We start from the raw sequence: 8,606 nt of genomic DNA, 5'->3' as shown, positions 1-8,606 counted from the left end.
GCTGCGCGACGTGGAGCTCGAGGTGCGGCAGTGGCACGCACGACGGAGGCCGCCGCCCCAGCCGTCCCCGCCCGTGGAGCCCGCCCGGCCGGCGCGCAGGTGGCGCCGGCGCTCGGCCCCTTAGCGGTCCTCGAGGGCCGGCAGGATCGTCGTGGGGATCGCGAACGCGAGCGTGATGGACAGGATGCCCCCGGCGAACGCCCAGGCACCCCAGTCCCCGACGTTGAACGCGACGGCGAACAGGGCCAGGCCCAGCAGGAACAGCAGGGCGGGGAAGACGACGCTGAGCATGCGACCGGGCGTGCCCGACCCGTCGTCCTCGCGACGCTCGATCACCGGGTAGCTCATGGACGTCCTCCTGGGGTGCTGTGCCGGGGGTGGGTCCCCAGCGTAGTCAGTGCGTCAGGACCTCCGCCGTGTCGTCCGCCTCGACCCCGTGGGGCGACGGGGCCGCGCGGACGAAGAACGCCGCCGGGATGGCGACCAGCGAGATGGCCGCGCCGACCAGGAACGCCGCGTGGATACCCCCCGCGGTCGCGTCCACCACACCGGCCCCGCCGGCCGCCAGGGTCGCGCTCTGCGCGGTCAGCACGGTGACGAACAGGGCCGTCCCGGCCGCCCCCGCCACCTGCTGCACCGTGCCGACCATCGCGCTGCCGTGCGAGTACAGGTGCATCGGCAGCGAGCCCAGGGCGGAGGTGAACAGGGGCGTGAACATCAGGGCCAGTCCCGCGCTGAGCAGCACGTGGCAGGCGAGCATCAGCCACGGGGAGCTCGTCGCGGTCAGGAGCGTGAACCCCCACGCGCTCGCGCTCACCACGACCGCACCGGGGACCAGCAGCGGCCGTGGGCCGTACCGGTCGTAGGCGCGACCCACGCTCGGCGCCAGCAGGCCCATGATCAGGCCACCCGGCAGCAGCAGGAGCCCGGTCTGCAGCGCCTCGAGGCCGAGGACGGTCTGGGCGTACAGCGGCACCAGGATCAGGGTGCCGAACAGCGACATCATGCTGATCGCCATCACGCCGACCGAGACGGTGAACGTGGACGAGGAGAACGTCCGCAGGTCCAGCAGGGCGTCGTCGATCTTCTGCAGCTGCAGCTGGCGCCAGACGAAGACCACGAGCGCGACGACACCGGAGCCGAGCGAGACCCAGGTGGTGGTGGTGATGCCCGTGGTCGCGGCGGCACCGAGCCCGCTCAGCCCGTACACGATCCCGCCGAACGCCACGGCCGACAAGATCACCGAGGCGATGTCCACCCGTGCACGGCGGGTCTCCGTGAGGTTGGGCAGCTGCACGGCGCCGAGCGCGAGCGAGCCGAGCGCGATCGGCAGGACGAGGGCGAACAGCCACCGCCAGTCGAGCACGCTGAGCACGAGCCCGGAGATGGTGGGGCCGATCGCGGGCGCCACGGAGATGACGATGGAGATGTTGCCCATCGTGCGGCCGCGGCTGGCCGGCGGCGTCACGGTCATGACGGTGGTCATGAGCAGCGGGAGCATGATCGCGGTGCCGCTGGCCTGCACCACGCGTCCGACGATGAGCGCGTCGAACCCGGGGGCGAGCGCGCAGATCGCGGTGCCCAGGCTGAACAGGGTCATCGCGGCGAGGAACGTGGTCCGGGTGGTGAACCGCTGGATCACGAACCCGGTCACCGGGATGACGATCGCCATGGTGAGCATGAACGCGGTGGTGACCCACTGTGCGGTGCTCGCGGGGATGTTCAGGTCCTCCATCAGGCGGGGCAGCGCGACGCCCATCACCGTCTCGTTGAGGATGACGACGAACGTCGAGGTCAGCAGCAGCCGGACGGCCAGGCGGTCGCGGGCGCCGGTCCCGCCGTCCGCGTCCGCGGGTGGTCGGGTGGTGGTCAGGGTCTCGTCGGTCACAGCGGTACCTCGAATGGTGGGAGGGAAGGGTGTGGCGCAGCCGACGTGGTCGGCGCGGACGGTAGGCACAGTGTGTGCGGAGCGACCCCTCGGGGTCGACGCATTTCGCTCTGAGGAGACGCCGGGGTTCAGAGGTCGAGCGGCCAGACCGGCCGGACCTCGATGCGGCCGAAGCGCGCCATGGGGTGCGCCGCCGCGCGATCGAGCGCCTCGTCGAGGTCGGCGCACTCGAGCACGTCGAAGCCGGCGACGGTCTCCTGCGTCTCGGCGAACGGGCCGTCGGTCACCAGCAGCTGCCCGGAGCGCACCCGCACCGTGCGGGCGTCCTCCACCGGCCGCAGCCGGTCGCCCAGCACGCTCAGGCCGCGGCGGTCGTTCTCGGCGACCCAGTCGACGATGTCGTCGTCCTCGGGGCGGTAGGGCTCGGCCGTCGGGTCGTCACAGACGAGGAGCAGGTAGCGCATGGGTCCTCCAGGTGGTGGTGGTCGGTCCGTCATCAGGTGGACGATCCTGCGGGCCCCGGATCGACACGATCCGGCGAGCAGTCTTCTTAGTGCAGGGGGCGGGCCCTCGGCATGCGCGGTCCGAACCGGGGTGCGTTCGCCGTCTGGGTGAGCTCGATGAGGCGGATGACGCGCTGCCGGTGGCCGGCCCACGGCTCGAGCAGGCGCAGCATGCCGGCGTCGTCGGTGCGCCGGCCCGTCAGCGCCCACCCGACCAGATGGGCCAGGTGGTAGTCGCCGACCGACACCGCGTCGGCGTCGCCCAGCGCCCGTGACGCCACCTCGGCGACCGTCCAGGGGCCGATCCCGCGCACGGTGAGCAGGCGGCGGCGCGCCTCCTCGAGCGGCAGGTCCGCACCCTCCTGGAGCCGCCTCGCCACCGCCGCCGCCCGCAGCACCGTGCCCGCTCGCGCCTCCTCGACGCCCGCGCGCCGCCAGTCCCAGACCGGCACCGCGCGCCATGCCTCGGCGGTAGGCGGCACCCGCAGCGTGTGCGGTGCCGGGCCGGGGGCGGGCGTGCCGTGCTGCAGGACGAGTCGGCGCCACGCCGCCTTGGCGTCGAGCCCGACCACCTTCTGCTCGAGAACCGCCGGCACGAGCGCCTCGAGCACGTTGCCCGACCGCGGGATCCGGAGCCCGAGCCGGGTGCGGTGCGCGTCCCGGACGACGGGGTGCAGCGACGAGTCGAACCCGGAGGGGTCGTCCCGCGCACCGAGGAGGTCGGGCACACCGGCCAGCGCCCGCTCGGCGCCGGGACCCCAGGCCGTCGCGTGGATGCCGTCGCGGCGGACGGCCAGGTGCAGGGTCGCGGGACCGTCCGGCGTGGCGGTCGCCTGCCAGATCGTCCCGTCGGGGGAGGACGCCCACGCCGGGTCGCCGCCGCCACGCCGCAGCGGACCGAGCGTCAGCCGCACGTCCACCGGCTCGCTCGGCCGGTACACGGACGCGCGCCACGACTCGTCGGCGGCAGCGGGGATCACCGCACCACTATGCGCCGCGCCCCCGACAGACTGGCCCCATGACCATCCGCACCGGCATCTCCGGCTGGCGTTACCCGCCGTGGCGCAAGGCGTTCTACCCGGCGGCGCTGCCGCAGCGTCGCGAGCTCGAGTACGCGTCCCGGCAGCTCTCGTCCATCGAGATCAACGGGTCGTTCTATGCGCTCCAGCGGCCGGAGAACTACGCGAGCTGGGCCGCCGAGACGCCCCACGACTTCGTGTTCTCCGTGAAGGGCCCGCGGTTCGTCACGCACATGAAGAAGCTGGCGGACGTCCGGGTGCCGGTGGCGAACTTCCTGGCCAGCGGCGTGCTCGCACTCGGTCCGAAGCTGGGGCCGATCCTGTGGCAGCTGCCGCCGACGCTCGGGTTCGACGCCGCACGGCTCGCCGCGTTCTTCGACCTCCTGCCGCGCACCACCACGGCCGCGGCACTGCTGGCCACCGAGCACGACGAGCGCCTGGACGGCCGGGCCCGGACGACGACGGATGCCGACCGCCCACTGCAGCACGTGCTGGAGGTCCGGAACACGACGTTCGAGACCCCGGCGTTCGTCGAGCTGCTCCGGGAGCACGGAATCGGCCTCGTGATCGCGGACGCCGCGGGCCGTTGGCCGGTGATCGAGGACGTGACCGCCGACCTCGTGTACATCCGCCTGCACGGCGAGACCGAGCTCTACGCCAGCGGGTACGACGACGACGCGCTCGACCGCTGGGCGGCGAAGATCCGCGTGTGGGCGGCGGGCGGCGAACCCGCCGGAGCGCGCACCCTCTCCGGCCCGGCCGCACCCGCCGACGGTCGTGACGTCTACGTCTACTTCGACAACGACCTCAAGGTCCGCGCGCCGTTCGACTCGATGGCGCTCGCGGCGAGGCTGGGGATCCCGGCCGCGAGCTCGTGAGCTTCCCGCGGGATCGTGCGTTGCAGCTCACGATCTCGTCGCGAGCTCACGATCTCGTCGCGAGCTCACGATCTCGTCGCGAGCTCACGATCTCGTCGTGAGCCAGTGGGCGCCCGGCAGCTCAGCGGCCCTTGAGGCGCTGGATGAGCCGACGGTCGCGCTTGGTGGGCCGGCCCGCGCCGCGGTCGCGCTCGCCGGGGACCACGTGCTCCTTGGGCAGCGGCGCGGGGGAGCGGTCGAGGTAGCACGCGACCGCCACCGGGGCACCGACGCGCTTCACCACCGTGCGCTGGACGACGACGATCCGTTCGCGCTCGCCGCCGCGGACGTGCACCTCGTCGCCGGGGACCACCATCGTCGCGGGCTTCGCGCGGTCGCCGTTGACCCGCACGTGACCGGCCCGGCACGCGGCCGCGGCGGCCGACCGGGTCGGGAACAGCCGCACCGCCCAGGTCCACGCGTCCACGCGCGCCCGCGTCACCTCAGCCACCTGACGAGCCTCTCACGCGCCGTCGGACGCGAGCCGCGGCACCGGGAGGGCGTCGAACCGGTTCCGCGGCGAAACGATTCGCCGCGCTCCGCCCGGGTCCACCGACCAGCACCCTGCGAGATGGCGGGCGCATGCCCACCCCGGACCGACCCAGCGGGCGAGGTGCGGACGCGGACGGAGGACCCGATGACGACCACGCTCGTGCGCCGACTGGCCGGCGCGATCTCCGCCCTGACGCTGCTGGTGACAGGCGCGCTGGCGCTCGCCGGCCCGACGGTTGCCGCCGACCCCGTGCGGATCATGACGCTCGGCGACTCGATCACCGGCTCGCCCGGCTGCTGGCGGGCGCTGCTCTGGCAGAAGCTGCAGCAGACGGGCTACACGAACATCGACATGGTCGGCACGCTCCCGGCGCAGGGCTGCGGGATCACCTACGACGGCGACAACGAGGGCCACGGCGGCTTCCTCGTCACCAACGTGGCGTCGTCGAACCAGCTGGTCGGCTGGCTGTCCGCCACGCACCCGGACATCGTCGTGATGCACTTCGCCACCAACGACGTGTGGAGCAACAAGAGCCCGCAGGAGATCCTCTCCGCCTGGACGACGCTCGTGCAGCAGATGCGGGCGAGCAAGCCGACCATGAGGATCCTGGTGGCCCAGATCATCCCGGTCGCGCCGACGAGCTGCGCGGACTGCCCGCAGCGGACGGTCGCGCTCAACGCCGCGGTCCCCGCGTGGGCCGCGGGCCTCAGCACGGCCGCGTCCCCGATCACCGTGGTGGACCAGTGGACCGGCTGGAACCCCGCCACCGACACGTCCGACGGCGTGCACCCGAACGAGACCGGCATCGTCAAGCTCGCCGACCGGTGGTACCCCGCGCTCACGGCCGCGCTGAACGGCACGACGCCGACCCCGACGCCGACCGTCATCCCGACGCCGACCCCCACGCCGACGGTCTCCCCGTCACCCAGCCCGACCTTCACGATGCCGCCCGCGGGCGGGTGCACGGCCGCCTACACGGTCGTCAGCCAGTGGCCGGGAGGGTTCGTCGCCACCATCCGGGTGGCCAGCCGCCTGCTGCCGATCACGAGCTGGCACGTCACGCTGCAGCTGCCGAGCGGCACGGTCGCGAACGCGTGGAGCTCGCAGCCGACGACCGCGGGCACCACGACGACTTTCGCCAACGCTCCCTGGAACGGCTCGATCCCGGCCGGCGGCTACACCGAGCTCGGCTTCCAGGGCACCGGGAGCCCGACGCCGGCGACGGTCGGCTGCTGGTAGGTGGCGGCACCCTTCGCGTGAGGACGTCGTCCCGCGTGGCGCGAACGACGTCCTCACGCGAGGGTCGACCGATCAGTCGCGCAGCTCGAGGTACTTGCTGATCAGCGCGCGCGTGGACGGGTCCTGCGCGGCCAGCGCGGCGGCATCGCCCTGGACCGCCGGGGCGATCTCGAGCGCGAGCTTCTTGCCCAGCTCGACGCCCCACTGGTCGAACGAGTCGATGCCCCACACGACGCCCTGCACGAAGGTGATGTGCTCGTAGAGCGCGATGAGCTGCCCGAGGACGCTCGGCGTGAGGGACGCGGCCAGGATCGAGGTCGTCGGGCGGTTCCCGGAGAACACGCGGGCGGCCACGATGTCCTCGGCGGTCCCCTCGGCGCGCACCTCGTCGGCGGTCTTGCCGAACGCGAGCGCCTTGGTCTGCGCGAAGAAGTTGGCCAGGAACAGCCCGTGCACGTCGACGCCGCCGTCGGTCAGCGGGTGCGCCGGGTTGGCGACCGCGATGAAGTCCGCCGGGATGAGCCGCGTGCCCTGGTGGATCAGCTGGTAGAACGCGTGCTGGCCGTTGGTGCCGGGCTCGCCCCAGAACACCTCTCCGGTCTGCGTGGTGACGGGGGTGCCGTCCCAGCGGACCGACTTGCCGTTGGACTCCATGGTCAGCTGCTGCAGGTACGCCGCGAACCGGTGCAGGTACTGGGCGTACGGCAGGACCGCGTGCGTGTGCGCGCCCAGGAAGTTGACGTACCAGACGTTGAGCAGGCCCATGAGGACGGGCACGTTCTGGGCGAACGGGGTCGTCGCCACGTGCTGGTCGACCGCGTGGAAGCCGGCCAGGAACTCCCGGAACGCCTCGGGACCGACGGCGATGGCCAGCGAGGTGCCGATCGTCGAGTCGACGGAGTACCGGCCGCCGACCCAGTCCCAGAAGCCGAACGCGTTGGTGGGGTCGATGCCGAACGCGGCGACCTTGTCCAGGGCCGTGGAGACCGCGACGAAGTGCTTGGCGACGGCGGCGTTGCGCGACTCGTCGTCGTCGGCGGTGCCCAGCTGCTCCCAGAGCCAGGTGCGGGCCAGCCGCGCGTTGGTGAGCGTCTCCAGGGTGCCGAACGTCTTCGACGCGACGATGAACAGCGTGGTCGTCGGGTCGAGGCCCTTGACGGTCTCGGCGAGGTCGCTGGGGTCGATGTTGGAGACGAACCGCACCTCGAGGCCGTCCTGCACGTACGGCTTCAGCGCCTCGTAGGCCATGACCGGGCCGAGGTCGGAGCCGCCGATGCCGATGTTGACGACGGTCCGCACCCGTGCACCCGTGACGCCCGTCCACTCGCCGGAGCGGACCTTGTCCGCGAACGCGAACATCTTCGTGAGCTCGGCCTGCACGTCGGCGTCGATGTCCTGCCCGTCGACCACGAGCGGCGGCTGCGCGCCCGCGGGCCGGCGCAGGGCGGTGTGCAGGACCGCGCGGTCCTCGGTGACGTTGATGTGGTCCCCGCGCAGCTGCGCCTGCAGGTGAGCGGCGAGCCCGACCTCGTCGGCCAGCTGCGTCAGCAGGGCGAGCGTCTCGTCGGTGACCAGGTTCTTGGACAGGTCGATCGTGAGGTCGGCGAGCGGGAGCGTGAGGCGCGTGGCGCGCTCGGGGTCGTCCGCGAACCAGCCGCGCWGGTCGGGCGTCAGCGTCGACTCGTGGACGGAGAGCTCCTGCCAGGCGGCGGTGGCGGTGGCGTCGATGGGCGGGGTGGGCACGGCGGGCTCCTGGGGTCAACGAGAGGGATCGCGGTCGATGCGCTCCCCACCACCGTAGGGGGCGTTCGGGACAGGGTGCACGGGACGTCCGTCCGGGGCGACGCCGGCCGCGAATAGGGTGTCGACGTGCCGACCGAGCCCCGCACCGCACCCCGCCGCGCGCGTCTGAGACCGCGGGGGCCGATCCCCGCGGTCCCGACCGCCGCGCTCGCTGCGGCGACCCTCGTCGCGGCCTTCGCGGTCGCGCAGCTGTCGGACATCCGGGCGCTCGGGGGCGTGCTCCTGGTGGCCGGGGTCGTGTGGTGCGTGTGGCGGTCGGTGCACGCCGCCGGGTGGCTCAGGGTCGCGGTGGTGGTCCTGGTCGGCGCGGTCTGCTTCGTCGGCGCGCACCTGCTCAGCACGGTGGTCGGACCGTGGGCCGCCGTGCTCCTGTCGGCGTCGGTGCTCGCCGTCGTCGCGTGGGTGCTCACCGACACCCGGTCATGAGGACCCCGCCTCGTCTCGTGTGCTGCGGGTTGGCGACGCTCGACGTCGTGCAGGTGGTCGACCACGTCCCCGGCGCGGACGAGAAGCTGGTCGCCGGCGATCTGGACGTGTCGTTCGGGGGACCCGCGGCGAACGCGGCCGCCACCGCCGTCGCGCTCGGTGTGCCCACGATCCTCGTGACCGCGCTCGGCACCGGCCCGGTCGCCGACCTGGTGCGCGCGGGGCTCGTCGCCGCGGGAGTCGAGGTAGTCGATCTCGCCGCCGGCCGTCCCGGGTCGCCCGCCGTGTCCACCGTGCTGGTCACGGCGGCCACGGGGG

General features: G+C 73.1%; 10 protein-coding genes. 4 read left to right on the top strand and 6 right to left on the bottom strand.

Going from position 1 to position 8,606, the window contains the following annotated elements; all coding sequences use genetic code 11:
- Nucleotides 1-120: 120 nt before the first annotated feature.
- From AC1DUQ_RS15885 to AC1DUQ_RS15870, 4 genes are all read right to left on the bottom strand, one after another.
- A complete protein-coding gene (locus AC1DUQ_RS15885) occupies nt 121-348 on the bottom strand; it encodes a hypothetical protein (protein WP_477060764.1) in 228 nt (75 codons plus the stop codon).
- A gap of 46 nt (nt 349-394) precedes the next feature.
- Nucleotides 395-1,888: an MDR family MFS transporter gene (locus tag AC1DUQ_RS15880; protein WP_477060765.1), complete on the bottom strand. Its 1,494-nt coding sequence runs from the start codon at nt 1,886-1,888 to the stop codon at nt 395-397.
- 128 nt (nt 1,889-2,016) lie between these two features.
- Nucleotides 2,017-2,352 (bottom strand): YciI family protein, encoded by a 336-nt coding sequence (locus AC1DUQ_RS15875; RefSeq protein ID WP_477060766.1) that lies wholly within the window; start codon nt 2,350-2,352, stop codon nt 2,017-2,019.
- Between the two features lie 86 nt (nt 2,353-2,438).
- The gene (locus AC1DUQ_RS15870) at nt 2,439-3,371 is read right to left on the bottom strand and encodes a DNA-3-methyladenine glycosylase family protein (RefSeq protein WP_477060767.1); all 933 of its coding nucleotides are present in this window, start codon (nt 3,369-3,371) and stop codon (nt 2,439-2,441) included.
- A gap of 38 nt (nt 3,372-3,409) precedes the next feature.
- Between AC1DUQ_RS15870 and AC1DUQ_RS15865 the strand changes: the two genes are divergently transcribed.
- A complete protein-coding gene (locus tag AC1DUQ_RS15865; protein ID WP_477060768.1) occupies nt 3,410-4,288 on the top strand; it encodes a DUF72 domain-containing protein in 879 nt (292 codons plus the stop codon).
- Between the two features lie 121 nt (nt 4,289-4,409).
- Here AC1DUQ_RS15865 and AC1DUQ_RS15860 read toward each other — a convergent pair whose 3' ends face one another.
- A complete protein-coding gene (locus AC1DUQ_RS15860) occupies nt 4,410-4,778 on the bottom strand; it encodes an RNA-binding S4 domain-containing protein (protein ID WP_082570996.1) in 369 nt (122 codons plus the stop codon).
- A gap of 186 nt (nt 4,779-4,964) precedes the next feature.
- Here AC1DUQ_RS15860 and AC1DUQ_RS15855 point away from each other — a divergent pair, with 186 nt between their 5' ends.
- Nucleotides 4,965-6,059, top strand: coding sequence for a GDSL-type esterase/lipase family protein (locus AC1DUQ_RS15855; RefSeq protein WP_477060769.1), 1,095 nt, complete (start codon nt 4,965-4,967; stop codon nt 6,057-6,059).
- Nucleotides 6,060-6,131: 72 nt separating this feature from the next.
- On the opposite strand, the gene pgi is transcribed toward AC1DUQ_RS15855, so the two are convergent.
- Entirely contained in the window at nt 6,132-7,802 is a 1,671-nt protein-coding gene (pgi, locus tag AC1DUQ_RS15850) for a glucose-6-phosphate isomerase (RefSeq protein ID WP_477074112.1), read from the bottom strand.
- A 126-nt stretch (nt 7,803-7,928) separates the two neighbouring features.
- Here pgi and AC1DUQ_RS15845 point away from each other — a divergent pair, with 126 nt between their 5' ends.
- Both AC1DUQ_RS15845 and AC1DUQ_RS15840 read left to right on the top strand, forming a co-directional pair.
- Nucleotides 7,929-8,288 (top strand): hypothetical protein, encoded by a 360-nt coding sequence (locus AC1DUQ_RS15845; protein WP_477060771.1) that lies wholly within the window; start codon nt 7,929-7,931, stop codon nt 8,286-8,288.
- Nucleotides 8,285-8,606, top strand: a 322-nt coding sequence (locus AC1DUQ_RS15840; RefSeq protein WP_477074111.1) for a PfkB family carbohydrate kinase, incomplete at its 3' end; no start/stop codon positions are given. The genes AC1DUQ_RS15845 and AC1DUQ_RS15840, both read left to right, overlap by 4 nt.

The sequence above is a fragment of the Cellulomonas sp. P4_B5_2 genome (genome assembly GCF_056402235.1).
The sequence above is the reverse complement of the archived record's forward strand: the minus strand, read 5'-3'. Positions and strand labels throughout refer to the sequence as shown.